Raw genomic sequence first — 26724 nt, 5'->3', positions numbered from 1 at the left:
TTCATCGTCAAACCATCAATTCATAACAGCAACACAGATCACCGGAAACCCGCCCGCATGTCGCAATCTGAATCGCCCTCGTCTGTGCTCCACGATTTGCTCGCCGACTACCTGGCCGAGCGGACGGCACATCCGGATTGCTACGACGATCTGGTGAACGACGACGGCGTTATCCGCGCGCGCTGGTATGCGTTGGTGGAAGAGTTGAACGAACTCGGCCTGCAAGGCTTTCAACAACTGGCCGACGATGCGCAAACACTGCTGTTCGAAAACGGCGTCACCTTCAACACCTACGAAGACGACGTGCGCAAAATGCGCTCCTGGCAGCTCGACCCCATTCCTTATGTGATCAGCCCGCAAAGCTGGGACATGCTTGAACAAGGGCTGCAACAACGTGCCCGCCTGTTGGAAAAACTGATCGACGATTTATACGGCGAACGCAGCGTGATTCGCGACGGCATTTTGCCGCCGGAACTGGTGTTCAGTTACCCCGGCTGGTTATTCCCGGCGGCCGACAGCGGTGCACTCAACCCGGCACCGCGCGTGCTGTTTCAGGGCATGGATGTAATGCGCGACCACCACGGCCAATGGCGTGTGATGGGCGACTGGACACAGGCGGTTTCCGGCGTCGGTTATGCACTGGAAAACCGCGTGGTGCTGGCGCGGGCGTTGTCGCGCTTGTACCGCGATGCGCCCATCCATCGGCTCGCCGGGTTCCTGCAAAATTTCCACCGTTGCCTCGCCGAACTGGCGCAACCAAAACGGGAAAATCCCAACATCGTTTTGCTGACGCCTGGCCCCGGCAGCTCCGGCTATTTCGAGCACGCCTGGCTGGCGAACTACATGAATTTCTCGCTGGTCGAAGGCGACGACTTAGTGGTGCGTGACGGCCACGTTGCCATGCGCACACTCGGCGGATTGAAAACCGTCGATGTGATCGTCCGGCAAATTACCGACCCCTGGTGCGACCCGCTCGAATTACAGGGCGAATCGATGCTTGGCGTACCGGGTTTGATGCAGGCCGCACGGCGCGGCGAAGTGGCGATCGCCAACGGCCTCGGCGTCGGCATTTTGGAACACCCGGCACTGGCCGCGTTTTTGCCGGCGCTGTGTCAGAAACTGCTCGGCGAACCGCTGAAATTACCCGGCCGGCCGTTGCTGTGGTGTGGCCGCTCCCAAGCCTGCCAGGTTGTACTCGACGATCTATCGCCCTGGCATTTGCGCGACGTGCGCAACCCGCTGCACCCGATTCAACCGGAACAATTGGACGACGCCCAACGCGAACAATTACGCCGCGACATTCTCGATGCGCCGCACTGTTTTGTCGCCGAACAACCGCTGATTCCTGCCTCGTCACCGAGCTACGATTTAGCGACCAACCGCATTTCACCGCAGCCGGTGTGCCTGCGCTTTTTTGCGCTGGCCGAACCAGTCGATGCCGAACACGCCGACGACCCGCGCCGGCATCGCATCATGCCCGGCGGACTCGCCTGGGTGGCCGACCCCGGCACCGCCGTGATGGACAGCCAGGTGGTGAAAGACATCTGGGTGCTGTCGCCCGTGGTACAACCGCACGTCAGTTTGCTGCAACGCGCACGCAAACCAGTGGCAGTAACGCGTGATGGCGCCGACCTGCCCAGTCGCGTAGCGGAAAATTTATTCTGGCTCGGCCGTTACGGCGAACGCCTCGACAACCGCTCGCGTCTGCTGCGCGAAAGCCTGGCGTGCCTGGTCGAAGAAGGCCAATGGAAACTCAACGACACCAGCCTGCCCGATCTGTTTTCCGCACTGGAATTACCGCTGCCAATTGAGCTCGACCCAACGCTGGAACCGCACCCGGTTGCCAACGACGACAACAGCATCAGCACCGCCGAACAATTCACGCTGTTGCGCACCGCCTTATTGAACGTGCTGCACGCCGACACCGACTTGCCCTGGCTGTTCCACTCGTTATTGCACAACGGCCGCGCAGTACGCGACCACCTCGGCGACGATGCCTGGCGCACACTCAACACCCTGCGCCACAAAGTGCAAAGCCTCGCTCACATTCAAGGCGCCAACGCCGCTCAAACCGGACTGGAAGAAATCGTCACGTTACTGGCCGCTTTGTTTGGCCTGTGCAACGAAACCATGCCGCACCACTACGGCTGGCGATTCATGGACATCGGCCGCACCACCGAACGCTGCATCAGTTGTCTGGAATTATTGAAATTGAGCATGATCAGCGCGCAAAGCGCCGGCCCGGATTTGTGGGAACGGATGTTATCGGCGACCGATAATTTAACCGTGTACCGACGCCGGTATCGTTCGCAGCTGTACCCGGCGGCAATCCTTGATTTGTTGTTGTTCGATGAAACCAACCCGCGCTCGGTCGGCTTTATGTTGAAGCGTTTGCAACGGCAAATTGAACAACTGCCGCACCCGGAATCGACACCGTTTCGCTCACGCGAAATGCGGTTAATTATTCAGGCGACCAGCCATCTGCATTTGGTGAATCTGGATGCGTTAACTGATCTCGACCAAAGCAACAGCGCCCGTCAGGTATTGGCCGATTTACTGGCAGCCCTAGCCGCACCGCTGCACGAATTATCCGACGCCGTCGCCAACAGTTATTTCAGTCACGTCGAAAAACCCAAGCAATTAATTCAACTCGACGGTGGCAAAGCATGATTTATCAGCTGCGACACACCACCCGATATCAATACAGCAGCTCAGCCAGTTTGAGCCACAACGAAGCGCGTTTATTGCCGCGCAATCTGGACTGGCAACACTGCACCCAATCGCGCTTGACCATTTCGCCGCAAGCACAACGCCAACACGAACGGCGCGATTTTTTTGGCAATCGCGTCGTCTATTTTTCCATTCAGGACATTCACAACAGCCTGGAAGTAACCGCCAATTCCAAAGTCACCACCAGCGCGCGACCACAACCCACCGGCGCCGTCACCGACTTAGACTGGCCCACCGCCATCGCCCAACTGAACGGCCGCGACCCGGACTGCCTCGACGCCCGCTTGTTCAAACTCGACTCGCCCTTTGTGCAACACAGCAACGCGCTAAAAGAATTCGCCATGGACACCCTCAGTGGCCACAACAAACTGCTCGACGCCGTGCTCGCACTGAACCAACACATCTACAAAACCTTCCAATACGACCCCGGTTTCAGCACCCTCGCCACGCCCGTCGCCGACGTATTGCAACAACGCAAAGGCGTCTGCCAGGACTTCGCTCACCTAGCGATAGGCGCGCTGCGCTCGATCGGACTCTCCGCCCGCTACGTCAGCGGCTACCTCGAAACCCTGCCGCCACCGGGCCAGGAAAAACTCGTCGGCGCCGACGCCAGCCACGCCTGGCTCAGCGTCTTCCTCCCCGGCTGGGGCTGGCTCGACATCGACCCCACCAACGGCAGCTTGCCGGATGAACGGTATTTGACCTTGGGTTGGGGACGCGACTATGGCGATGTCACCCCGTTGAAAGGTGTGATGAATGGGGGTGGGGCGCATGAGTTGAGAGTTGAGGTGGATGTGGTGGGGGTTGGGTAACGCCGCATTGGACAAAAATCTTTGCCGCGCTTTCTTTAAGGTACGATTGTCATTACCAAAAGCGCTTATCGCCCCACCAACCGGAACACCCCAGTGGACATAGAAGACCTCCAAACCTTTGTTGAAGTGGCCGATGCCGGTGGCATTTCGGCGGCTGCGCGGCGGCTTGGAGTGTCGAAATCGATTGTCAGTCGGCGGCTGTTTAAGCTCGAAGCGGAATTGGGTGTGCAGTTGCTGGTGCGGACCAAGCGCGGTGCGGCTTTGAGTGACGCGGGTGTGACGTTTCGCGAATACGCAGCGCGCATTGGCGTTGAGCTGGAAATGGCGAAAGACACCATTTCGCCCACGGGCGAGTTGCGCGGCCGGCTGCGAATCGCCATGCCGTTGTCCTTTGGTCCGACGCATTTTGCGCCGGTGTTGGCAGAGCTGGCGCATCAGCACCCGCAGTTACAGGTGCAGGCGTCTTACAGCGATCGTTTTGTCGATCTGATTGCCGAGGGTTTCGACTGCGCCATTCGCGTCGGTCACCTGCCGGATTCTGATTTAATTGCACGACGCATCGGGCCGATCACCGCTCAGTTGGTAGCGAGCCCGGCCTATATCAAAACGCACGGCGTGCCCGAAACACTGGCCGACATTGCCCAGCACGAAACCTTGCTGCAAGGCACCGAAAGCTGGCACTTACTGGATGGCGATAAGCTGATTACGGTGCAGCCGCAAGGGCGCTTCAAAGCCGACAATGGCGTTGCTCTTACTGCTGCCGCGGCCGCTGGCTTGGGCATTGCCAACCTGCCCGATTGCCTGACTCACGAACAAATAATGACCGGCGCGCTGGTGCCGGTGTTGACGCAGTTTACAGTGCGTTCGGGCGGCGCTTATGTGGTGCGCCCACCCGGCCAGCATTCGCCGCGCAAGGTGCGCGTACTCACCGATCTGCTGATCGAGCACTTCAACAACAACCCCGAACTTTGGGGCCGCGACGTCTGAGCGTTCCAGTTAACGCGACACCGTTAAGCGAATTTCGGGACTAGCCGCTGCACAAGTCGCGTTCCATGATGGCAAATCATGGTCCGAGCGCCTGCCCTTTTCGGTTCGCCTGTGGACGCTGCCATTCCCAGACGCAGAGGATGTGCCGATGAGCTGGAACCCGTTATTAACACCCGGCTGGCCCGACGATGTTGGCGCCGACGCCATCGAAACCCTGATCATTCCCCGCGCCCGCGACCTGGGCGATTTTCAGGTGCGCCGTGCGCTGCCAGCGCCGAAACGACAGATGGTCGGGCCGTTTATTTTCTTCGACCAGGCCGGGCCAGCGGAATTTCTGACCGGCCAGGGCGTGGATGTTCGGCCGCACCCGCACATTGGCCTGGGTACCGTCACGTATCTGTTCCGTGGCGATTTTCACCACCGCGACAGCACCGGCGCCGACCAGATCATTCACCCTGGCGAGCTGAACTGGATGGTGGCCGGGCGCGGCGTTACGCACTCTGAACGCACCAGCGCGACCGCCCGCAGCGGCCCGAACAGTCTGTTCGGCATTCAAACCTGGCTGGCATTGCCGGAAAAATACGAAGACGTGGCGCCCAGCTTTGAGCATTTCGGCAAAGACACGCTGCCCATCATCGAAGACAGTGGCGTCACGCTGCGGTTGATTTTGGGCGACGCCTACGGCGAATCGGCCCCGGCGAGAATGCTGTCGGAAACCTTCTACGCCGACGTCAGACTCACCCCCGGTAGCCGCCTGCCAATGCCCGACAACCACGAAGACCGCGGCCTCTACATCGTCGAAGGCTCAATTTCCGTAGCCGGCCAGGAATACACCGACGGCCAGATGATGGTATTCCGCCCGGGCGATCCAATTACCGTCGCCGCAGGCGATGCCGGTGCTCACATCATGATTCTGGGTGGCGCGACCATGCCCGGCCCGTATTACATCTGGTGGAACTTTGTCGCCACCTCGCAAGAACGCATCGAACAAGCCAAGGTCGATTGGAAAGCGGCGAACTGGGGCCGAAGCCGGTTCGACCTGCCGATTAATGACCGTGACGAATACATTCCCTTGCCGGAATAACGGGCCAAACCACTGATGGAGGTAACGAAGATGGGAACAGGCAACGAACCGATCCAACGCGAAGTGGGCGAAACCAAGGGGCGGTATTTTGTCGTCGTGGATGGCGTTGAAGCCGAGATGACCTACAGCCGGGTCAGCGACAGCATGATCATCATCGACCACACCGAAGTGCCCGACGCGCTGCGGGGCCAAAAGGTCGGCGTGCGACTGGTGCAACAAGCAGTCGAAGACGCCCGTCGCGAAGGGGTGTCGATTATTCCGCTGTGTCCGTTTGCGAATGCGCAGATTAAACGGCATGCGGAATGGCAGGATGTTGTGGCGAAGGATTGAAGAAAAGGGGCGCATTCGACTCGGGACAAACGAGCCCGCCCTAAAATCCGTTGACGGTTCTGATTAAGCCAATGCTACCCAGCCGTTGGCTTTTTTTATTGCGGATGGCCTAAGCGATGCCCCTAAAAAAGGGCCTGACGGCCCTTTTAAACCACAACCCTCAAGGCCCCTCAAACTCAACCGCCACCTGCAACCCCTTCTGCCAGTCCAAACCATCGGCTGAACGCCAGATGTCGTGTTTGGGGTTTTTTGTTACATCTAACCCGCCAATCACCCAGAAATGCTGGTTGAAGACCAAGGCCTGGTGGCCAGTGCGGCCTGAGAAACGTGAGCCATCTTCATAGGGTTCGCTGCGCCAGAGCCAGTGCACGCCATCGCGGGAAGTCCAGATGTCGTTTTCGCTGCGAATTGCATCCCCATCACCACCACCCACCAACCAAAGCCGTTCACTCCCAGCCTCCTGAGTCACCACCACCTGATGGCCCGAACGCGGTGCAAACTCGGCTTCATCCATACGCAGTTGCCAATGGCGGCCGTCGCTGGAGAACCAGATGTCGTTCTTCCTACCGTTTCCAGTGGTGCCTTCTGTTCCACCGATCAGCCAAAGCTGACCGTTGAACACCACCACCTGATGGCCCCACCGGGCGGTGAAACTGGCTGCGCTGGTTTCTTCGGTCCAATCGATGCCGTTGGGGGACGACCAGACGTCGTTGTGGTTGCCATCGGCAGACTCGCCGCCAATCACCCACAGGCGTTGGTCGAACACCACCAGGGCGTGGCCGAACCGACCGGCGAACGGGGCTTGTGTCAGCAGGCGTTCCCAGTGAAGGCCATCGGCGCTGGACCAGACATCGCTTTGGTACCCGAAGCGGTCCCGCCCGCCCACCAGCCACAGCCGTTGGTTGAACGCCACCACTTGATGGCCCCAGCGACCGGAAAAAGCGGCGTGGCGCAGGTGGCGTTGCCAGTGCAGACCATCGCTGCTGGACCAGAGATCGTTTTGGTTGGAAGTCGAGTCAGTACCACCCTCATTACCCCCGATCACCCAAAGCCGATGGTCGAAGGCGACGGCTTGGTGGCCCTGGCGGCCGCTGAACGGGGCTTCGGCAGTGTGTTGTTGCCAGTCTTCGCCGTTTTGGGTGGACCAGGCGTCGTTCAGGTTGCTAAGGGCATATCCCCCGACCAGCCAAAGCTGCTGTTGGAAGACGGCCAGGGCGTGGCTCACTCTGGGCGAGAAATCAGCATCGACCTGACGCTGCGTCCAGTGAATGCCATCGCGGGAAGACCAGACGTCGTTTAAGCCATCCGGTGCCTGCAAAGACAGCCCACCCACCAGCCACAGTTGTTCCCCGCTGCCGTCGTTGTAGGCCATCACTCGATGGCCAGAGCGAGCCGCAAACTCGGCGTGCTCGGTGTCCGGCCGCCAGGTAATGCCATCGTCGGACGACCAGACATCGTTGCTCATCTTGCCCTCAGCAAACCCACCAATCACCCAAAGCCGGCCATCGTAAGCCACGGCCTGGTGATATCCACGAGCGGTAAAGCCGTTGCTGGCGCCATCAGTTCGCACCGCTTGCCAACGGGTACCGTCGAACGTCCAGACGTCGTTGCGGGCCGCTGAACCAAGGCCCCCACCCAACAACCAGATGCGCGGCTCGCCCTCGGCGTTGTTGGCGACGATGACCTGGCTGTAGCTGCGAGGGGTGTAGTCCAAGCCGATATCGCCCTGCCGTTGCCAGACAAAGCCGGTGTCGTGATCGGGCGAGGGGATGGTGGACCAGACGGTGCCTTCACTGGGGTCGATCACCCAGAGCTGATCGTTGAACACCACGGCATAGATGCGCTCGCCCAATAGCGGCTGTTCGTTCCATTCGTGCTGCACCCAGTGAGTGCCGTCGGGTGAGGACCAGATGTCGTAATAAGGCCCTTTCCCAGTCGCGCCTCCCCCCATCACCCATAACCGCCCCTGGAAAGCGGCCACGGCATGGTTCTGCCGCCCCCCAAACCGATCCGCCGCCAACGCCCCGGCCGCCTGATGTTCGCCATACTGCACCCGAAAATACCCCGGCTGGCTCAGCGTCAGTGCCGCGCTCGGCAGCACTGAGCCGGTGCCAAGCATTAACTGGCTGGCGGCATCGGTGCAGTTTCCGGTTTGAACTGGGTTGCAATCGGCGTCGCTGGTGGTGTGCAGCGTGGTGCCTTCGGTGCCGTCTGAGAGTTGCCAATCGGCTCCGGTCGGCCCCACCCAGGCGCTGACCCGCAGCCGACGGTTCACCACTTCAACCGAGTAAGCAATCGACTGCCCATCCAGCCCCGCGCTGATGCGTGCCCGGCCGGGGCCAACGGCGGTGACGCGCCCGCGGCCATCCACCTGCGCGACCTGGGGGTTGCTGCTGGCGTAATCGACGCCGCGAAAGCTGCCCGGCACCGGGTTGGTGTAGGTTTCGCCGGTAACGAGCTGGGCGGTGCCGGTTTGGGCGAATTCAAAGGTTTCGAGGTTGCAGGCACTGAGCGCGAGGCTGAGTAGCAGGCTGGTGACGAGGTGCAGCAGTCGGTTGGGGTGATGCATGGCAGATCCCTCTGGTTGGTGTTAGGCGGTATCAGTACCGAGCCTGACTACGCTAACCGACGACCGTTTGAGGAATCGTTTTAAAAAACGTAGAAATTTAAAGTTTTTTTAAAATTGTTGGGGTTATTCGTTGGAATGTCGGGTTGCCCAGGGGAGATCCCGGATACCGCTGCGCGGTTCCGGGATGACGGCGGTCGAGAAGATGGGCTCGTCTCGTCCGGCACGAACGAACCAAATTAAAAAGCCCCGCATTGCGGGGCTTTTTAATTTGGCCCGCCCGAGAGGATTCGAACCTCAGACCTCTGCCTCCGGAGGGCAGCGCTCTATCCAGCTGAGCTACGGGCGGATAACGTTTGAACAAACCGGGTCTTGCTCGAGCTTCATCCTCTGGTTTGTTCGCAAGAGGATGGGCTCGTTTCCATGCTGTTCGCATGGAAACGCCCGCTGCGCGGCGCTGACGCGGCCCAAAACGCTGTCGCGTTTTGTCGAACCTCAGACCTCTGCCTCCGGAGGGCAGCGCTCTATCCAGCTGCACCCTTCGGGCATAAAAGCTACGGGCGGATAACGTTTGAACAAACCGGGTCTTGCTCGAGCTTCATCCTCTGGTTTGTTCAGTAGAGGATGAACTTCTTCCGCACAGCCACCTGACGGCGCCTTTGCAGATGGCGCGCAGTATACAGATTCACCCGTTCAAGTCCAGATTCGCCGCCATATCAAGGGGTTACGGCGTTCGGTGGCTCTGTGGATGCGATAAAGCGGCGCACGGCGTCGATGAAGGCTTCGGAGGCGGGTTCGCGACCGAGCAGCAGGTGGCCGTCGCTGTCGATGCCTTGGAACTGGGCGCCGGGGATGGCGGCGGCTAGGTCGCGGCCGACGCCGACCGGGATGCGTTGGTCGCCCAGTGAGTGCAGTACCAGCGTTGGCACCCGGACTTGCGGCAAGAGGTGGCGCACGTCGATGTCGCCGAAGGCGGAGAGGAACCGAACGGCGTTTTCCGGTGAAGTCGTCAGGCGCTGGAATTCGTTGAACCAGGCCAGTTCGCTGACGTCGGCGCTGGGCATAAAGGTTGAGGAGAAGATTTGGCGATAGGCCGGGTTGTCCTGGCCCCAGCCGGTTTCCGTCAGCGTCATGATGGCTTCGCGTTCGCGGATTACGGCGTCGCTGGCGTTGATGCGCCAACCGGCCGGATAACCGCCGAACAACACCAGATGCGACACCCGTTCCGGGTGCTTAACCGCATAGGCGATTGATACCGCCGCGCCCTGGGAAATGCCGAGCAGGGCGAATCGCTCAACGCCGCTGGCGTCGGCTACGGCTTCGAGGTCCGTTACGAAGGCATCGAAACTCAGGTCGTTGACCAGCCAGTCCGACAAGCCGTTGCCGCGTTCGTCATAACGAATGAAGTGATGGTTCAGCGCCAATCGTTTGAATAAGGGGCTCCAGATCGGCGCGTTCCAGTCGTGCTCTAAATGGCTGAGCCAGTTGGCGGCTTTGATGATGGGTCGGCCCGAGCCCATGGCGGTGTAGGCCAGGCGCACGCCATCTTTCGCCACGCACAGCTGAATGGTTTGGCGCGCCAGCAGTTCGCGTTCGGGCGTGCGGTAACTGAACGACGCTTCCGGCTCCGCCGATACCAGGCGTTCTTTGGCCGACCAATCGATACCCGCCTTGTGAAAGCGCTGTTTCAGCTCGGCCGACAGCCAACCCAACTCCCAGTGTTCGCGCAGTTGTTCCAGCCGTGTCAGCAGACAAGTGGCCGCTTTGGGGTTCAGCGGTTCCAGCGCCAGCCACTCGCGTGACCATTCCAGATGTTCGACCGTGGTCAACCGCGGATCCACCGCCAGCCGGGCCAGCACCTGGCCGCGCAATTGGGCGATGTCTCGCCGTTCGGCGGTCAGCCAATTCTGGAACAGTTCCTGGTCGGGCAAGTCCAGGCCTTCGAGCAGTGGCCGTTGCAGTGCACGGTCAATGCCTTTCAACGCCTGGGCCGAGGTATCCGGGTCGACAACTTTTGTCGCCAGGTTGCGGATGTCGATGTCGAGTTCGGGAGCGTTTAAATGCACCCGCTCGCGGTCGGCCCAAAGCCGTTCCACACCAGAGTCGTTGACCAAGGGCCGCATTCGGCTGAGCGACCAACGCAGGGCGCCGCGCGGGTCATCCGCTTGCGCCCAGAGCAATTCGCACAGCCAGTCGCGCCGGTGCATGCGCTCAGTCAGCATCAAATAGACCAGCAACGCGCGCGTCCGTTTGGATGACGGCAACGGGATAGGGACGTTGTCTTTGAACAGAATCAGTTCGTCGAGTGTTTGCAGCGATAGGCTCACTGGGCGGTTCCTGTTTCCCTGTTGAAATCGTTAGCGAAGACGATTCAAACGGTGCTCGTGGACACCGCCACCCCGTTTCCAGGCCGAATTAACGTCACGACCGATCAAATTTGCAGACTCCGTCACAATCCAAACCGCTTCGAGCGTCGTCTTTCACACGCTAATTCAAACGATAGCTCGTCAAACTGCGCCAGCGACTTCGGACCCAAGGGTTCGATTTCAAACCCACGCAGGAACGACAACCGAAACAACGTCACAGGGACGTTTAAATAACACAGGATAGAAACATGGAACCGCAAACTTTTTTTCTGGTCATCGCCAAAAGCCTGGTGCTCCTGGTGCTGTTGATGACGTTAGTCCGGGTGCTGAAAGCGCCGCAAAAACCGCAGCGTCAGCCCTGGTGGCAACAAACCTCGGGTAAGACTACGACAACGTTAAAAACGCCGCGACTGGACGTGCAGTTCGTGTCGTCGCAACAACTGCGCTTTGAATGGCACGACGTTGCCGGTGCCAGCCACTATCAATTGCTGGAACGCCCCGGCCCGAACTCGGTGTTTCAGCCGGTGGGTTCGCCGGTGTCGGCCGGTCGCGAAAAGCGCCTCGTCAGCAAGCCGCTGCACAGCCGATTGAATACGCAGTACGTGTTGCGTGCCTTTAATGAGCACGGTTTTGTTGATTCGTCGGCGTTGTGCATCAGCGAACGCTTGATGGTGAAGCTGAATTATCTGCAGAAAAACAACATCGACCCGACCGCTTATTTTGGTTTTTCCATTACCCAAAGCGCTGGCGGCCGTACGTTGATCATCGCCGAATCCGACCGCAAAGGTTCGCTGCACAGCGCCGCTTATGTGTTTCTGCGCGACAGCAAAGGCCTGTGGAATAAGTTGGCGTATATGCAGGGGGACGATACCGACACGATGAGCAGCGAGATGATTGCGAACGAACGCATGATCGAAGCGCCGGAGTTGGCCGTGGTTGAAATCGGCAGCCGTCGCCGCCGTAAAAAAGCCGGTGTGGTCTTCAACCCGAACTGGCAGGACGCCGCGCGCGATTTGCGTTGGTTGAACTTCAATTCGCCTTAGCTGATCACTCAGACCACGAATGCCACGACGCTGGATTCAATACGCCAGCGTCGTCACCGGCACCCAGCCTTGCTCTCCGCCTTCACGTTCGACCCACGCCCAATTGTTCATTTCACGCAGCAGCGTCACGCGCTCGCCGGTTTCGGTGTTCAGTTCGCGCGCTGAATAATCCTCGGTCGCGATGGCCGACCGGCCGTTTTCCGCTTCGTTCATCAACCCCAATGGCGCCCAGCCTTCGTTGCCATCCGTCGTCGTAGTCCACACCCAACCGGGGTATTCGTCGTCGCGTCTGCCGAGCGTTAAAGGCTCGCCGCGCTGGAACCGAATCGGGTTCGGGTAGTGGCTGCGGTGCGCGGTTTTGATGTGAGCAATGGTCATGTTGAGCCAAACCTTGTTCTGAGCGGATCGGCGCAGCCTAGCAAAGCCTTTCTGCCCGGGTTCAAAAAAACTTCATTGGGACGTCAGTTGGCGGTCATGGCGGTTTGTCATCCTCGTTGTTGCACACGTGTGCAAGCAATTTCATGTCCGACCGCTCCATAACAACAACCCGACAACGATAAGAGGATATTGCCATGACATTCCCCAATGCCCGTGCCTGGCTTGGCCTGGGACTGATTTCCTGCATCGCCTCACTGGCGAACGCCGCTGTGCCTTCCGCCAACGGCTTGTCCGACAGCCTCGCCTACGACGAAGCCTACTGGTCGCGCCCGCACAACCCGTATGAAACCGCGCAATTTCCTAACCTGCTCGACGTACTGAACCGGGGCAACCGGGTGGTCGAACTGGACGTTTGGGAATCCGGCGGCCAGTTGGTGGTGAAACACAACGGCACCGATGGCGACTACGCCAACAACTGCAACGGCGGTTCTGGCGGCAGCTTCGCCGACTGCCTGAACGATCTGGTCAGTTGGAGCAACAGCCACCCGAACCATTTGCCGATCACTTTGCAGATCGACTTAAAAGCCGGCCTGTTGTTCGGTTGGGACAGCGGCTCGCGCAGCCAGTTGAACAACCAACTGTCGCAATCGCTCGGTAACCGCATCTACACCCCGGAACAACTGCGTCAGTACACCGGCAATTCCAGCCTGCGTCTGGGCGTGGTGAACAACGGCTGGCCGACCATCGGCAGCCTGCGCGGCAAGTTTCTGGTGATGCTGACTGGCGGCCCGATCGGCCAGAAAAACCAGACTCAGCGTGCTTACATCGAACAGTTCGGTAACCAGGCCAAAGCGCTGGTGTGCCCGCAGGCGGAAGACCCGATTTACTTCGACGCCTACGGCAGTGCCAAAGACTTCAGCGGCTACTCGGCCAACAACTGGGTGGTGTGCGGCAACACCGAGAACCTGAAGTACTGGTCGAAAACCGTTGAAGCTTCGGCGTTGAACCGTCAGGTGATCAACATCTGGTCGTCCGATAACAGCTACTTCGATGCCTACCACCGCGCTTACATCGCCGTCGCGTCCGGCGCGTCGATGATCAGCCGCGAAACGCTCGACAGCTACGGCAACCGCATCCCGCTGAACGGCGAACGCCGCTCCGTGCCCAACCGCTTCAGCCTGCAAGCCGAACACAGCGGCCAGTGCCTGGACATCGACAACGCCAACTACAACGACGGCTCCGACATCCTGCAATGGACCTGCCACGGCGGCGTGAACCAGGCGTTCCGCTACAGCGATGAAACCCAACTGCGCGCGGTCGGTAACGAAGAATATTGCTTCGATGTCGATGGCGGTCAGTCGGTGGCTGGCAAAGGTCTGCACCTGTGGGATTGCGACGGCGGCGACAGCGAGAAATGGCAGTTGACCACCTCCGGCCAGTTGATCGGCATCGGCGGTCGTTGCGCAGCCGTGCCCGGCAGCAGCCAGCAAAGCGGCGTGCAGGCGCAATTGGCGAACTGCACCAGCGGCGCCAACCAACGCTTCAACCTGATTCCGTATTAAAGAAATTTCCCAGGTTCATCAAAGCTTCACAGGGCTGTTACCGAAAGGTCACAGCCCGCCCTTAGCGTTGCACACGTGTGCAATAACAAAACCGACCGCTCCCGACGGAGGACACCATGAAACACAATCGCACTGCATTCTTACCCAGCCTGCTGGCAACGGCCCTGACACTGACCGGCGCCGCACAAGCCGCCGATCTGGTGATCGCTGGCCGTGACGCCGGCTACGGCGACGCCCTGCAAGCCGGCGTTGACGCCTATGAAGCCGCCCACCCGGGCACCGACATCGAACTGCTGAAACTGCCTTACGGTTCGCTGTACGAAAAGCTGGTCATCGGCATGCGCGAAGGCGATTCCAGCTTCGACCTGGTGCTGATCGACGACACCTGGGCACCGGAATTCATGAGCAACGGCTGGCTCGCGCCGCTGAACGAAGACGCCGTCAGCCAGGATTTCATCCCGTCGCTGACCGACATCTCGCGCTACCCGGTCGGCCAGGGCCCGCTGTTTGCGCTGCCGGTGGTTGGCAACGTCGCCATGTTCGCTTACCGCTCCGACTTGATGGACCAGCCGCAAAGCTGGGATGACGTCTTCGCCGCTGCGCAAAACCTGAAAACCAACGACCGCGCTGGCGTCGTCTTCCGTGGCACTCAGGGCAACCCCATCGTCACCGGCTTCCTGCCGATGCTGTGGGCCTACGGCGGCCACATCGTTGACGCCGACGGCAACATTGCACTGAACAGCCCGGCCACCGTGGCGGCCATCGAAGCCTTCGTCAGCCTGCGCGACGTGGCACCGACCGGCGTTGAAGTCTACAACTCCGGCGAAGTGCGCGACGCCATTCAACAAGGCAAAGCCGCCATGGCGATTGAAGTCTGGCCGTCGTGGGTACCGTCAATGGACGACCCGGCCGTGAGCCAGGTAGTCGGCAAGGTCAACATCGTGCCGCCGCCGGGCCAGGTGAATGAATCCACACCGATGTTGGGTGTATGGCAGCTGGGCGTTTCCGCCAACTCCGAAAACGCCGACCTCGCCGAAGACTTCCTGGCGTTCTTCACCAGCGCCGACTTCCAACGTCAACTGACACTGGAACAAGGCCTGCCGCCGACACGCACCAGCGTGTATCTGGATGACGACGTCGTTGCCAAATACCGCTGGTACCCGAACCAGCTGGACGCTCTGCGCCAAGGCACCGCCCGCCCGCGCGTACAGGACTGGCAACAACTGGAATCGATCCTCGGTGACTACTTGCAACTGGCACTGCTGGGCCGACTGAGCCCGGAACAAGCCGCCAAGCAAGCGCACGACCGGATGGTGGCATCGCGGTAAGAAATATCGCCACCGCTTGAGCATCGTTGCAGGCTGGTTTCGATCGGAACCAGCCTGTAACGATGCGACTCACAACTCTCGTCATAAATTCAAACAGGCTCCCCATGTTCCGATCCCACTGGCACCCCTGGCTGTTGCTGTCACCGGCTTTGGTGCTGCTGGCGCTACTGACGCTCTACCCCATCGGTTACAGCCTGATGCTGGCCTTCACCGACACCCAATACGGCGGCCCGATGACCTTCGTCGGCCTCGCCAATTTCCGCGAATTATTCAGCGACTGGTTTTTCCAACAAGCCACGCGCAACACCATCGTCTTTACGCTCGCCGCCTCGCTCGCTCAGGTTGGATTGGGCTTGTTATTGGCGCTGTTGTTTTATCAACCGTTCCGCGCCCGAGTCTGGCTGTTACCGCTGTGCATTTACCCGATGATGTTATCGACGCTGGTCTGTTCGTCGATCTGGAAAGCCTGGCTGCATTACGACTTCGGCTGGCTGAATAATTTGTTTGCCGTGCTCGGTTTGGCACGCATCAGTTGGTTATCGAATCCCGATACAGCGCTTGCCGCCATCGTGCTGGTCGACACCTGGCAATGGACACCGCTGGCGTTCATGTTGTTACTCGCCGGCCTGCAAGCAATTCCGCAAGACATCGAAGAAGCCGCCACAATCGAAGGCGCCACCGCCTGGCAACGGTTCTGGTACGTGCGCCTGCCATTGTTGCGTGCGCCGTTGTTTTTAGCGCTGCTGCTGCGCTCCATCGACGCGTTCAAATTGTTCGATAAAAACTACGTGCTCACCGGCGGCGGCCCGGCCTATTCGACCGAAACGCTGTCGCTGCTCGCCTATAAACAAGGCTTCAAATTTTTCCACCTCGGCACCGCCAGTGCCATTGCCGTGGTGATGCTGTTTATCGCCCTGGCGTTGAGCCTGGCCTACGCCTGGCAAGTGATGCGGAGGCCGCATTGATGACTCGTTTTCTGCGTCCGTTCGGCATTTTATTGGCCGTATTGTTTTTTACGCTGCCCACCTTGTGGATGCTCGGCACCGCCTTCAAACCGGCGGCCGAATACATCGGCACCAGCCTGGCGTTCTGGCCGAACACCCCGACGCTGGCGCACTTTATTCAGCTGTTTGATGAAGGCGTGATGCGGCGTCTTTTGAACACACTCGTCGTGTCGGTTGGCACCACCGCCGTGTCGCTCAGCATCGGTTTTATTTCGGCTTATGCGCTGGTGCGGTATCGCTTCCCGGCCAAACTCGATCTGCTGTTTTTATTGCTGGTATTGCTGATCAAAACACTGCCGCCGATTGTCGTTGCCATACCGTTGTACCGGGTGTTGAACGCGTTGAATCTGCTCGATTCGCACCTGGGTTTAATGCTCAGTTATCAGATTTATACCCTGCCGTTTTGCATCTGGATGCTACTCAGTTTTGTGCGCCAGATTCCGATTGATCTAGAAGAAGCCGCCGCCCTGGAAGGCGCGGGTTTGATGCAACGTTTATGGCGCGTTGTTGTGCCGCTGGCAGCGCCCGGTCTGGTCGCAACCTTGATTTTCGCCATGCTGCTAGCGTGGAACGAATTCCTGTTTGCGCTGCTGTTTATTCAGTCGCCGAGCCAGTTCACCCTGCCGCTGTACATCGCCACCTTTACCACCGAAAACCAAACCTTCTGGGGGCCGTTGATGGCGATTGGTGTGCTCAGTTCGTTGCCGGTGTTGTTGCTGGCCGGTTATCTGCAAAAACATTTGTTGCGCGGTTTTGCGATGAGTCCGCAATAAAATGGTTAAGGACATTGCATGAAAATTGATGTGGTCGGCGTCGGCGCCGCTTACGAACCCAAGGGCGTCAATGCGTCGTTATTGTTGGAAGAAGACGGTTATCAGGTATTGATCGATTGCGGGCCGACGGTGCCGCCGGCGTTGTGGCGTCGCAACCTCGATCCGGAAGCGATTTCTGCGTTGTATTTCACCCACTGCCACCCGGATCATTGCCTGGGCTTAACAACGCTGATCAACCATTGGCAACACTGCAAACGCAAACGACCGCTGCTGATTGTGGCGCAACGTGCGCAGTGGGCGCGGCTGCAAAATCTGAGTTTTTTTGGTCACTGGCCGGACGACGATCCGGGCTTTTCGATTCAATGGGTCGACAGCGCCGAACTCGACGCGCTCGGCCCGTGGCGTATGGCAACGGCGTCCAGCCGGCACTCGGTACCGAACTTGTCGATCTGGTTGCGCGGCGCGCAGGGCAGCTTGTTTTACAGCGGCGACGGCCGGCCCAGCCGCCACAATAAAAGTCTGCTCGGCAGTGCCGACATCGTGTTTCAGGAATGCGAAATCAGCCATGAATTGTCGCGGCTGGCGCACCACGGTGACTGGCCGTTGTGCCAGACCTTAGAACGCAAAGCCGGCAGCCTGTTGTGCCCGTACCACATCGGCCCGGAACACCAGGCCATTGTGCGCCGCGACGCCGCCGACATGGCCGATGTGTTCGTGCCAACCGAAGGCGATATCCTGCGGCTGAAAAGTGGCCGCTGGCAGGTGGAATCGAGAACATGAAACCCAAGCAACGACCTCGTAACGTCACCGCATCTGACGTCGCCCGGCTGGCCGGGGTATCGCGTTCGGCGGTGTCGCGCGCCTTCACACCCGAAGCCAGCATTCACCCAGACACACGCGAGCAGGTGTTGGCGATTGCCCGCGAATTGGGTTACCGACCGAATGCGCTGGCGCGTTCGCTGGTGAAGTCCAAACAAGGGCCGTCGTCAGGCTTGATCGCCGTCGTCATGGGCGAATTCGACAACCCGTTCCAGCCGCATTTTTTCAGCCAGTTAACGCAAGCGCTGCAAGCGCAGGGTCGCGTCGCCATGCTGGTCATGCCCGATGCGCAAGGCAGTCTGGAAGAAGCGTTGGAGCGGTTGATTGCCTATCAGGTAGAGGGCGCGATTGTGGCAGCGGGTTCGCTGTCACCCGAGGCGACCGATGCGTTTTTGGCGCTGGGCACGCCGGCGGTGTTGTTAGGGCGGGAAGATCCACGCGGCCGCGTGTCGGCGATTCTGACCGACAACCGCGCCGTCGGCGAACGCGCCGCAGATTACGTGTTAAGCCGAGGCCGCCAGCGCCCGGCCTTTATTGGCGGCCGCGCCGATGGCCAAGCCTCGCGCGAACGGCAACAGGGCTTTATCGAGCGATTGCAGTCAAAGGGAATCGATGCGCCGCCGTGCCTGAGCAACCCCGATTACAGCTACGCCAGTGGCTTTGCCGCCGCTCAGCAATTACTGCGCGACCACCCGGACACCGATGCCCTGTTCTGCGCCTGCGATGCACTCGCGCTCGGCGCCATGGACGCACTGCGCGACGCCGGCCGCACCAGCCCGAGCCACTTCAACCTCATCGGTTGCGACGACGTGCCACAAGCGGCCTGGCCGGGCTATCAACTGACGACGCTGGCGCAACCGGTCGAACTACTGGTCAACCAGGCGTTGGACCATCTGATGACCTCCATCGCCAGCGGCCGCACCGACGCGCCGGAAGTGCTGCGTCTGGCGCCGGAGTTTGTGCAGCGGCGGAGTTAGTCGGCGCGCAACACCAACTGCAACACCGGCACGCCGCCGGAAATCTTCTCCTGGGTAACGCCGTGGTGATCGATGGTCGCGCGAATGCGGCGACGCAGGCTGGAAAAATGCTCGGATTCAACCACATCGATGGCCTCGTCCAACTGCAATTGAATGTGCCAGGCGCCCAGTTGCACCGGCTCTACCGATAGCACCGTGGCGGTGAACGTCCGGCCCAGATAGCGACCGCTGACCGAGGCGCCGGGCAGTACCGGCGCGTCTGCGTCGAGTTGAGCGCTCAGGGTGTTCCAATCGCGAAAGCCGTGATGTGCCGCGATCAGTTCCAGCGCCTGGCTGTGGCTGATCGTTTCGCCGTCAGCAGCCATCGCCTGGCGCAACCGCTTGGCCTGGGCTTTGATCTGCTCGCGCGTCGGTAATGGCTCACTCACTAACGGACGCCCGGTTTGCCTGGAACAAACCCCAGTGGTAACCACGCTGACGTTCGGTGTGGCGCAACACCAGCACCGCGACCAACAGCATCAACGCTTCAGCGGTCGGCATAGCAAGCCAGACGCCGCGCTCGCCCAGCAGCCAGGGCAGAATCAACAACAACGGCAACGTCAGCAGATACGGCCGGGTTAAGCTGAACAGGGCTGCTCGAGCGGCATCACCCAACGACTGGAAATAAGCACCGAGAATCAGCATCGGCCCGGACAACAGATAGAGCGCCACCATGGTCGGCAAGATGCGCCCGACTTCCGCCACTACCAACGCATCGGCCACAAACAGCCGGCCGATGGGTTCGGCCAGAAACACCAGCGTCAGTTCAATCACCAGGCCATAAGCGAGTGCGACCGCCAGACCCAGGCGCAAGCCGTCGTCCGAACGTTGCCACAACTGAGCGCCGTGGTTGTGCCCGCAAATGGTTTGCAACGCGTGCGACAAACCCAGCAACGGCAGGAAACTGAGCGTCATCAAACGGGTGACGATGCCGTAGGCCGACACCGTTGCCGCGTAATTCGGCGTGTTGAAAGCGTTCAGGCTGGCAATGATGGTGGCGGAAATCAGCGAAATGCCGAAGAACGCCAGGCTCTGTGGCGCGCCCAGTTGAATGATCTGGCCCCAACTCTGGCGCAATTCAGCCAGGCTGGTGAAGCCCGTGCGCCAGCGCAACGTCAGCGGCGTAGCGCCGGACAAACGCAACCAGACGATCGAACTCAGCGCCAACGCTTGTGCCAACGCAGTGCCGTAGGCCGACCCGGCCACGCCCCAGTCAAAGACCACGATCAGCAAATAGTTAAACAGCATGTTCGACAAGGTAACGACCAGGCCCATCATCGCCATCCAACCGGCGCGGCCTTCGTTGCGCAGCGCATCGCCTTGCACACCAAGACTGAACATCAGCGGCGACGTGAACACCACGATGCTCAAATAGGTGTGCGCCATCTGCGCCAGCGGCTCACGGCCTTGAGCCGCCGCTTCGGTAAAGCGAGCACCGAACAGCCAGAACAGCGCCATCAGCACCAGACTGGTCAGCAAGGCCAGCCCCAAAGCTGACACAAATACCGCTTGCGCCAGCTCCGGCCGACGCGCACCCAAGTGCCGGGCCAACAGGCTCGACATGCCGGCCGAGATCAAACTCGACAACGCCACCATCAACATAAAAGCGGGAAACACCAGAGTAACCGCGCCCAACGCATCGGCGCCGACGAAGATTCCCAGGAAGCGTGCATCAACCACCGTCAGCAAACCGTTCATCAGCATGATGGCGATGATTGGCAGTGCGGTTCGAGCGAACAGAACAGGTAGGTCAGCCTGGACAAAAGCCGAGCTGGAATCGGGTTTGGAAACAGTCACAACAGACACTCCACAAGCGGGCATTCTGCATTGAACAAAGTGAAGATGGGGCTCGCGTTGCCACCGTTGCACAGAATGCGCAGGGGGAGATCGTTCGGATTGATACAGGGCTTCACCATGACTGACGTCTGCGAGCGGCCGGTGCCTGCAACCGGGGCGCTACCTTAGGCAGCGGCCACTCGGCTGTCAATGTCGTTCAGCTCATTTCAAACTGCGCCGCCCAGCCGGCCAGTTCCTGCGCCACCGGCTTGCCGTGTTCACCGAGAAATTTCAGGAACCGAGGTGCGTTGGCGGTGACGATGCGCGACTCCGGAAAGCCGACGGATTCGGCATGAGCAATGGCTTCGTCGAAGCCACCGACGGTGTAGGCGATGTGCGAATCCGAACCAAACGACACCTTCCAGTCGAGCCGGTCGATCATTTCCAGAATGTGCCGGCAATGCGGCTCGCTGCCCAGGCGCGACAGGGTGAATGAGGAATTGTTGATCTCCAGCAGCACGTTGTGATCGCGCGCCGCCCGAATCACTTCTTCTACTTCGATCGGATAATTCGGATTGCCCGGATGGCCGATGATCTGGCAATGGCCGCTGGCGATGGTGTTGATCATGGCGCGGGTGTTGGTGGCTTTGTCGGCCGGTGCGAACACCGGTTCGTGAAAGCTGGCGATGGCGAAATCGAGAAAACCGTGCAGCTTGTCGGGAATGTCGACGCCGCCTTCGGGTTCCAGGATGTTGGCTTCAATGCCGCGCAGCATGGCGACGTTGTCGATGACCCGCGGAATCACCTTCATATTGCCGAAATGCCAGTAATGAGCGCCGTCCGGCATGGTCGGGGCGTGGTCGGTAATGCTGAACAGTTGCAGACCTTTGGCGCGGGCAAGTTGGAAGTAATCGTGAACGGTGCTGTAAGCGTGGTCGGAAGCGACGGTGTGAGCGTGGGTGTCGGTGAGGATACGCATGAAATTCCTTACTGGCGTTAAAGCATCAGCCTAGCACAAGCCGATGACAAGTCGGTGTCGAGAGCGGTTATCAGCAAAACTTGAGTGCGACTTTCGGCGCAGAGCCGGCGTTCAGCCGACGCGGTAGAGTATTTCGCAACCGATGATTGTACAAAAATCATACAAAATAATCGTCGGCTGAATGCCATTACTGCGCTATCACGCTCTAAATGCAGGCGGACCGTATTCTATCGCCGGTCGAAAGGTGTCACTTCTGTCCGCCTCTTCCATACTTTCTATAACAACAACTCGTACATGGAGAGCCCCGAGATGAAATTGTCGTTAAAAGCCTTGCTGTACGGTATTGCGGTGTTGCCGGTGGTGGCTTTGGCCGTCGCCGGTATTGGCACGCAATACCTTGGCAACCGAACCTTGCAGGAACACACCGCCGAACACATTCACCAGGCGGTGATCGAAATCGAAAGCGAACGATTGAAAACCATCATGGATTCAATCGACGGCCTGATCCGCCCCTACCTTGAACAGCCGGGCCTGCAAGGCCGTGATGCCGCCATGGCAATGCTGGGCAACTACAGCTTCGATGATGGCGACGGTTACATCTTTGGCTACGACGGCGCGGGCGTTCGCCTGCTGCATCCCGGTGGCGGTATCGGCAACAACTATTACGACCTGCAAGACCAGAACGGCACCTACCTGATTCGCGGCCTGATTGACGCCGCCAAAGCCGGCACCGGCTTTTTCACTTACTGGTTTCCCCGTCCGGGCAGCGACATTGCCGAACCCAAATATTCCTACGCCATCTGGGTGCCGCAATGGAACCTGATGCTGGGCACCGGCTTTTATATCGACTCGGCAGAATCGCTGACCGGCGCCATTCGTGAAACCATTGTCGATGAAGGCCGCGACATGATGTCCACCTCGGTCATCGTTATGGGCGTGGGCACACTGCTGATTCTGGTGTTGATCACCCTGCTGGTGCGCGGCATCTACAGAGCGCTGAACGCACTCGGTGGTTCGGTAAAACGGCTGGCCTCCGGCCAGGGCGATTTAACCAACGAATTGCCGCGCAGCGGCATCGACGTGTTCAACGACCTGGCGCAAGACTTCAACGCCTTCCTCGGTCAACTGCGTGACGACATCCGCCAGCTCAACCAGGACGTCAGCACCATTACGCAGGTGTCGGACGAGGGCAGCGAATCGGCCGCATCGATGGCGCACGAAAGCCACGAACAAGCCGAGTCGGTGTATTCCAACGCCACCGCCGTGGAAGAACTGGCCGCCACCGCCGCCGACATCGCCAACCATTCCGAAGAAACCCGCAGCCGTTCGGAAACCGCACAGGAACAAATGCAAGGCGTGAACGAACAGGCGGTTGCCACTCAGGCGACACTGGGCGAATTGGATGCACTGTCGCAGTCGGTGGAAGATTCCATCAACGGACTCGACCAGGAAATCCAAAGCATTTCGCGCACTCTGGATGAGATCAACGGCATTTCCGAACAGACCAATTTGCTGGCCTTAAACGCCGCCATCGAAGCCGCCCGCGCCGGCGAACACGGCCGGGGTTTCTCGGTGGTTGCCGACGAAGTGCGCCAACTGGCACAACGCACTCAAACCAGCACCGACGACGTCAGCACCATCCTCGAACGGCTCAACGCCATGGCGAAAGAAACCGTCAATAAAATGCAGTTGTCGCGCACCCAGCGCGAAGAAACGCTGGCCGCAATGGCGCGCATCGAAAGCATGGTGACCGACGCCAGCAACCAGATGAATGCCCTGGTGGAAATGAACCATCAGATCGCCACCAGCGCGACTGAGCAATCATCGGTGACCACCGAAATGTCGGCGCGCACAGCGCTGGTCGCCGAAGCATCTGAACGCGTGAAAGCCAAAGCAGACGATGTGCAGAACGTGATGGGGCAATTGAAATCTGTCGCCAATCGCATCAGTCAGGTCACGCGTAAATTCCGCGTCGATTGATTAAGCGTTAGGAACAAAAAAGCCATCCCGGCGAACGTCGGGATGGCTTTTTTAATGCGTCGGTTTTGCCAAGAAACAAATCCCAACCGAGCTATAAACACACGGTTGGCTGCCAGTCGCTGAACTTTGTTTCCCAGGAGAGATCCCGGCTCAAGGCCGGGATGACGAGGTTAAGCTAGGTGGTCTAAATCCGGACTCTCACGACACTGAACCAGTTAACATACCGATATTTTTCCTGAAGACCTCAGCCCTTTTTATCACCGCTGAGCGACTGCAAACTGCTATCCATACTCAGCCCCAATTCTTCACCCAATTTACGCAGCGCCGGCAATTGCACCGCCAAACCAAGAATGGCATCGAGCGCTGCGTTGCTGGCTGAACGTTCACCGACGCGGTTGCCATCGCTGCCCAGCGGCTGGCCGAGACCGGTGATCTGGTGAATCCTGATCGACTCAATTTTCTCCGCCGGTTTGACCATTTCGCCAATCGCTTTCGGTAACGCATCCAGACGCGCCTGTTCGGTTTTCATCGCCATCAGGCTGTCGCTCATGCCGTTTTCCGCCTGCACCAAAGCGCGCCGGCCCTCGGCTTCGGCTTCCAGTTCGGCTTGCAGGGCTTTCGCACTGGCGATGCGTGCAGCGGCGGCTTCGTCGGCTTTCAATGCTGCCACGCGTTGGGCGCGTTCGGCTTCATAGACGGCTTTATCGGTGGCGACTTTTTCGTGCGCGGCCACCGCTTGTGCTTCGACGCCATCCAGACGAATTCGTGCCTGGCGTTCGGCTTCGCGTTGGGCGTGCAAGTCGATGTCGCGTTTCAGTGTTGCCTCGGTAATGGCGCGTTCCATCTCGATGCGGCTGGCGGCAATGGCGCGTTCGCTGTCGGCTTTGCGCGCGGCGACTTCGGCCAGTTGCGACGCTTTCAGTAATTCAATCTGTTGCGTCTGTTCAATGCGCGCGCGTTCTTCTTCCAGTTGCAGATCGAGCTTGCGTTTGGCGAGCGTCAACGCCGACTGGCGCACCGCCATTTCGGCGTCGGCATCGATGTCGGCGCGTTCTTTTTTCGAGCGCGCAATCAGCTCCGACAACTTGCGCATACCGGCGGCATTGAAGGCGTTGTTTTCGTCGAGATCGGTGAACGGCGTCTGGTCCATATCGGTCAACGACACGCTTTCCAACGCCAGGCCGTTGCCTTCGAGTGTCGACTCCAACGCCGACTTCACATCGCGCACAAAATCGCCGCGCTTTTCGTGCAGATCGTCGAGGCTGTAACGTGCAGCCACAGCGCGTAACGCGTCGACCAACTTGCCTTCAATCAAGTCGCGCAAGCGCGCGGCATCGAAAGTGCGATTGCCCAATGTCTGAGCAGCACGCCCGACTGCCGAGCGTTCACTGCGCACCGCCACGTAAAATTCGACGCCGACATCCACGCGCAATCGGTCTTTGGTAATCAGCGATGCGTTGCCGGCGCGTTTCACTTCCAGCCGCAGCGTTTGCATGTTGACGCGGGTGACGTTATTGAAATACGGAATTGCCAACAGGCCGGCATCGAGCGCTACTTTGCGGCCACCAAAACCCGTGCGCACCAGCGCAACTTCGGTGGTGCCGCGTTGATAAAACCGCGCCAGGATGGCAATCACAATCGCCAGGACGACCAGCGTCACCAGCACCCAAATCAAACTGTTAGCCATGCGGATTCTCCCACTGAGTTTGGCTTATTTTTATTGGTTTCAATGTTAGAAAACCGGCGGGAAAGGCCTGCCGCCGCGATCCAGAGTAATCCAGCGCGTTTGCGAAAATGTCTCCAGCGACCAGCGGCCACCGTGGTTGCCCAAGCCGGAGGCTTTCATGCCACCAAATGGCACGTGCGGTTCGTCGTTCACCGAGCTGCAATTGATGTGGCACGAGCCGGTTTGCAGTTGCCGCGCAATTGCCAGGGCGCGTTCTTCGTCCTGACTGATGATGCCCGACGACAAACCGTATTCGGTGTCGTTGGCAATGCGGATGGCCTCTAAGTCGGTCGCGAACGGAATGACCGGCACCACCGGACCAAAGGTTTCATCGCGGTAGAGCGTCATGTCCGGCGTCACGCCGGTCAGAATGGTCGGTTCGACAAAGCGCTCGTGCACCCGGCCGCCGAGCCAGACTTTGGCGCCTTTGGCGACGGCGTCGTCGATCTGGCTTTTCACGCGTTGCGCCTGGCGGTCGTTGATCAACGGGCCGATCACCGCATCCGGGTCGGCGGTATCGCCCATTTTCAGACGTGCCGCACGTTCGACAAATCGACGTAAAAATTCATCGAAAATATCTTCGTGCACCAACACTTTTTCCACCGACATGCAAATCTGCCCCTGGTGCATAAAGCTGCCGAAATTGGCCGCGCCCAAAGCACGTTCCATGTCGGCGTCGGCACGAATAATCAGTGAATCTTTGCCGCCCAATTCGACGCAGGCCTTCTTCAAATGCGCGCCGGCTTTGGCGGCAATGGAACGGCCAACCGGCGTCGAACCCGTGAACGAAATGCCCTTGATCGACGGATTCTCAATAAGCTCATCACCAACCGCCGCAACCGACTCACGCGAACAGGTGACAACGTTCAACACGCCCGGTGGCACTCCGGCTTCTTCGAACAGTTCCGCGAACAACAGGCCGCCGACGTAGGGCGTATCTTCAGACGGTTTCAACACGATGGTGTTGCCGAACGCACACGGAAACGCCAGCCCGCGCGAGGTTAAAATCAACGGCATATTCCATGGGCTAATCACGCCCACCACGCCCATCGGCTGACGCACGGCCAGGCTGACTTTGTGGTGTTCCGACGGCAACACTTCGCCAATGGCCGAATAATTCAACGCCGCAGCAGCGCGGAAAACACCGGCGGTGTAACCGACTTCAAACTGGCCTTTGCCAAACCAGCCACCGCCTTCCTGTTGCACGGCTTTGACGATCTCCGGGCGGCGTTTTTCGAACAACTCGGCGACCTTCAGCATGTAGGCCGAGCGTTCGGTGTAGGAACGTTCTGACCAATCGTGAAACGCTTCCTGTGCCGCAGCGATGGCGGCGCGAGTGTCGCTGACGCTGGCGTCGAACGGTTGCGCCCAGACTTCGCCGTTGGATGGATTCACGTCGTCAAAGTGACGTTCACTCGGCCGCCACTGGCCGCCGATGTACTGACCTTTAATGGGAAACATAGGC

At 59.4% G+C, this 26724-nt stretch carries 21 protein-coding genes and 1 tRNA gene; 13 read left to right on the top strand and 9 right to left on the bottom strand.

Annotated features, from left to right (window positions below; translation table 11 throughout):
• Positions 1–57: 57 nt before the first annotated feature.
• The 5 genes from DW349_RS02145 to DW349_RS02125 all read left to right on the top strand — a co-directional run bounded on the left by DW349_RS02145 (position 58) and on the right by DW349_RS02125 (position 5943).
• Positions 58–2670 carry a circularly permuted type 2 ATP-grasp protein gene (locus tag DW349_RS02145; RefSeq protein WP_108127340.1) on the top strand — a complete coding sequence of 871 codons (2613 nt, stop codon included), beginning with the start codon at positions 58–60 and terminating at the stop codon, positions 2668–2670.
• Positions 2667–3542, top strand: a complete 876-nt coding sequence (locus tag DW349_RS02140; protein ID WP_108127342.1) for a transglutaminase family protein — start codon at positions 2667–2669, stop codon at positions 3540–3542. Before DW349_RS02145 ends, DW349_RS02140 begins: the two co-directional genes overlap by 4 nt.
• Before the next feature lie 93 nt (positions 3543–3635).
• A complete protein-coding gene (locus DW349_RS02135) occupies positions 3636–4529 on the top strand; it encodes a LysR family transcriptional regulator (protein WP_108127344.1) in 894 nt (297 codons plus the stop codon).
• A 148-nt stretch (positions 4530–4677) separates the two neighbouring features.
• Positions 4678–5613 carry a pirin family protein gene (locus DW349_RS02130; RefSeq protein WP_108127346.1) on the top strand — a complete coding sequence of 312 codons (936 nt, stop codon included), beginning with the start codon at positions 4678–4680 and terminating at the stop codon, positions 5611–5613.
• A 30-nt stretch (positions 5614–5643) separates the two neighbouring features.
• Entirely contained in the window at positions 5644–5943 is a 300-nt protein-coding gene (locus tag DW349_RS02125) for a GNAT family N-acetyltransferase (protein WP_108127348.1), read from the top strand.
• Positions 5944–6103: 160 nt separating this feature from the next.
• On the opposite strand, the gene DW349_RS02120 is transcribed toward DW349_RS02125, so the two are convergent.
• The 3 genes from DW349_RS02120 to DW349_RS02110 all read right to left on the bottom strand — a co-directional run bounded on the left by DW349_RS02120 (position 6104) and on the right by DW349_RS02110 (position 10836).
• Positions 6104–8512, bottom strand: a complete 2409-nt coding sequence (locus DW349_RS02120; protein WP_115667128.1) for a Kelch repeat-containing protein — start codon at positions 8510–8512, stop codon at positions 6104–6106.
• A 269-nt stretch (positions 8513–8781) separates the two neighbouring features.
• Positions 8782–8858 (bottom strand) — tRNA-Arg (locus DW349_RS02115).
• Between the two features lie 367 nt (positions 8859–9225).
• The gene (locus DW349_RS02110) at positions 9226–10836 is read right to left on the bottom strand and encodes a bifunctional AfsR/SARP family transcriptional regulator/alpha/beta hydrolase (protein ID WP_232819393.1); all 1611 of its coding nucleotides are present in this window, start codon (positions 10834–10836) and stop codon (positions 9226–9228) included.
• A 287-nt stretch (positions 10837–11123) separates the two neighbouring features.
• Between DW349_RS02110 and DW349_RS02105 the strand changes: the two genes are divergently transcribed.
• A complete protein-coding gene (locus DW349_RS02105) occupies positions 11124–11918 on the top strand; it encodes a hypothetical protein (protein WP_108127618.1) in 795 nt (264 codons plus the stop codon).
• 36 nt (positions 11919–11954) lie between these two features.
• Here the strand turns inward: DW349_RS02105 and DW349_RS02100 are convergent, their stop codons facing one another.
• On the bottom strand, positions 11955–12296 hold the full coding sequence (locus DW349_RS02100) for an SH3 domain-containing protein (protein ID WP_108127616.1): 342 nt from the start codon (positions 12294–12296) through the stop codon (positions 11955–11957).
• Positions 12297–12490: 194 nt separating this feature from the next.
• On the opposite strand from DW349_RS02100, the gene DW349_RS02095 reads away from it, so the two are divergent.
• From DW349_RS02095 to DW349_RS02070, 6 genes are all read left to right on the top strand, one after another.
• Positions 12491–13858, top strand: a complete 1368-nt coding sequence (locus DW349_RS02095) for a Ca2+-dependent phosphoinositide-specific phospholipase C (protein ID WP_108127614.1) — start codon at positions 12491–12493, stop codon at positions 13856–13858.
• A 116-nt stretch (positions 13859–13974) separates the two neighbouring features.
• Positions 13975–15186: an ABC transporter substrate-binding protein gene (locus DW349_RS02090; protein ID WP_108127612.1), complete on the top strand. Its 1212-nt coding sequence runs from the start codon at positions 13975–13977 to the stop codon at positions 15184–15186.
• A 104-nt stretch (positions 15187–15290) separates the two neighbouring features.
• Positions 15291–16151: a carbohydrate ABC transporter permease gene (locus DW349_RS02085; RefSeq protein ID WP_108127610.1), complete on the top strand. Its 861-nt coding sequence runs from the start codon at positions 15291–15293 to the stop codon at positions 16149–16151.
• Positions 16151–16963, top strand: a complete 813-nt coding sequence (locus DW349_RS02080) for a carbohydrate ABC transporter permease (RefSeq protein ID WP_108127608.1) — start codon at positions 16151–16153, stop codon at positions 16961–16963. Before DW349_RS02085 ends, DW349_RS02080 begins: the two co-directional genes overlap by 1 nt.
• 18 nt (positions 16964–16981) lie before the next feature.
• The gene (locus tag DW349_RS02075) at positions 16982–17743 is read left to right on the top strand and encodes an MBL fold metallo-hydrolase (protein WP_108127606.1); all 762 of its coding nucleotides are present in this window, start codon (positions 16982–16984) and stop codon (positions 17741–17743) included.
• Complete coding sequence (locus DW349_RS02070; RefSeq protein ID WP_108127604.1) at positions 17740–18759, top strand: LacI family DNA-binding transcriptional regulator; 1020 nt, start codon at positions 17740–17742, stop codon at positions 18757–18759. The genes DW349_RS02075 and DW349_RS02070 overlap by 4 nt, the downstream gene beginning before the upstream one ends.
• Here DW349_RS02070 and DW349_RS02065 read toward each other — a convergent pair.
• The 3 genes from DW349_RS02065 to DW349_RS02055 form a co-directional block, all read right to left on the bottom strand.
• Positions 18756–19187: a glyoxalase superfamily protein gene (locus DW349_RS02065; protein WP_108127602.1), complete on the bottom strand. Its 432-nt coding sequence runs from the start codon at positions 19185–19187 to the stop codon at positions 18756–18758. The two genes, DW349_RS02070 and DW349_RS02065, sit on opposite strands and share 4 nt — an antisense overlap.
• The gene (locus tag DW349_RS02060; RefSeq protein WP_198650574.1) at positions 19180–20595 is read right to left on the bottom strand and encodes an MATE family efflux transporter; all 1416 of its coding nucleotides are present in this window, start codon (positions 20593–20595) and stop codon (positions 19180–19182) included. Before DW349_RS02060 ends, DW349_RS02065 begins: the two co-directional genes overlap by 8 nt.
• A gap of 196 nt (positions 20596–20791) precedes the next feature.
• Positions 20792–21553, bottom strand: a complete 762-nt coding sequence (locus DW349_RS02055; protein WP_108127599.1) for a phosphatase — start codon at positions 21551–21553, stop codon at positions 20792–20794.
• 309 nt (positions 21554–21862) lie between these two features.
• Between DW349_RS02055 and DW349_RS02050 the strand changes: the two genes are divergently transcribed.
• Complete coding sequence (locus tag DW349_RS02050; protein ID WP_162824601.1) at positions 21863–23533, top strand: methyl-accepting chemotaxis protein; 1671 nt, start codon at positions 21863–21865, stop codon at positions 23531–23533.
• 244 nt (positions 23534–23777) lie between these two features.
• Here the strand turns inward: DW349_RS02050 and DW349_RS02045 are convergent, their stop codons facing one another.
• Positions 23778–25220 (bottom strand): flotillin family protein, encoded by a 1443-nt coding sequence (locus DW349_RS02045; protein ID WP_108127595.1) that lies wholly within the window; start codon positions 25218–25220, stop codon positions 23778–23780.
• Between the two features lie 45 nt (positions 25221–25265).
• The gene (locus DW349_RS02040) at positions 25266–26720 is read right to left on the bottom strand and encodes an aldehyde dehydrogenase family protein (protein ID WP_108127593.1); all 1455 of its coding nucleotides are present in this window, start codon (positions 26718–26720) and stop codon (positions 25266–25268) included.
• Between the last annotated feature and the right edge of the window lie 4 nt (positions 26721–26724).

Source organism: Saccharospirillum mangrovi (genome assembly GCF_003367315.1).
Lineage (GTDB): Bacteria > Pseudomonadota > Gammaproteobacteria > Pseudomonadales > Natronospirillaceae > Saccharospirillum > Saccharospirillum mangrovi.
The sequence above is the reverse complement of the archived record's forward strand: the minus strand, read 5'-3'. Positions and strand labels throughout refer to the sequence as shown.